This is a genomic window from Pedobacter sp. 01N416 (assembly GCF_056399685.1).
In genome coordinates, this window is record NZ_JBFTRT010000906.1 from 1 (window position 1) to 1129 (window position 1129).

Here is a 1129-nt window from a genome sequence, read left to right on the forward strand (position 1 = left end):
GCTTTGGGGCTGGAGAACAACGCTTGAAATAATTAACGAGAACGAAATCGTATTAACGGCCTACAATGTTTCGCCAGAAGGGGAAGAAGCAAAAGCTACCGAAACGGTTTATAGAAGAAAATAACTTAGAAGGGTCGTCATTCCCAACTTGATTGGGAATCTTAATGCCCGATGTAAATGTATTAAGATTCCCGCATACGCGGGAATGACGTACCAAAAAAACTAAAATAAGCTAGGCGAAGCCTGATTGGCCATTACCGGGATTTTTAAATCAGTTCCAACAGCTTTATTCAGTTTCTCTGTAAAATAGGCGGAAAATAACGGAGAGGAAAGTTCTACATTCTGGTGAACAAAGAAATATAAGTTTTGCAAGCCCTGTTCTTTCCAGCTTACAATTCTTTCAATCCAATCGTCTAAGCGTTTTTTATCTATGTCATCATCGTTTGCGCCAACAAAACGCACAAAGGCAGTGGGCGAAGTTAAACGCATATGCAGCATATCTCTTCTGCCTGCAGTATCAACGATAATATTGGCTACACCATTTTCCTGAAATAATTGTGCAAATTCGTTGGCAATGGGCAGATTTGAAAACCATTCTTCATTTCTCACTTCAACACCCAAAGGAATTACTTTTGGGAATTCGTTGATTACGATTTTTAACCTTTCGAAATCTTTAGGTTTAAAGTTATCGTGCAATTGAAGAAAAGCCATTCCTAATTTATCTTCGAAATTACTGATCGCATCGCAATACTGTTCTACAGGTTCTTTAACGTTAATCAATCTTTTAAAGTGACTGATGGTATTGGTTAGTTTTGGAAAAAACTTAAAATCTGCAGGTGTTTTTTGCGTCCAGGTGATTACTTGTTCGCGGCTTGGCATACCATAAAATGTGGCATTAAGCTCAATAGAATTAAATTGAGTAGAATAGTAAGTCAATTCATCCTTAGTCCCTTTTGGATAAAATCCCTTTAAATCGGCCTTATTCCATTTGGCGCAACCCACATAGGCCTGGAAAGATTGTTTAGGTTTATTTGCTGCTAAAATCCCTGCTGTTTCAGGAGCATCAGCAGGAAGGGTATAATCTATAATAGTTGGGTCGTCTACTTTACCGTATTGCATTGTAATATGG

At 38.2% G+C, this 1129-nt stretch carries 2 protein-coding genes; one reads left to right on the forward strand and one right to left on the reverse strand.

Going from position 1 to position 1129, the window contains the following annotated elements:
* A partial coding sequence (locus AC1DND_RS28295; protein WP_477586227.1) for a DUF1579 family protein occupies positions 1-124 on the forward strand: 124 nt, incomplete at its 5' end.
* Between the two features lie 98 nt (positions 125-222).
* Here AC1DND_RS28295 and AC1DND_RS28300 read toward each other — a convergent pair.
* On the reverse strand, positions 223-1129 hold a 907-nt coding region (locus tag AC1DND_RS28300), incomplete at its 5' end, for a DUF72 domain-containing protein (protein ID WP_477586225.1).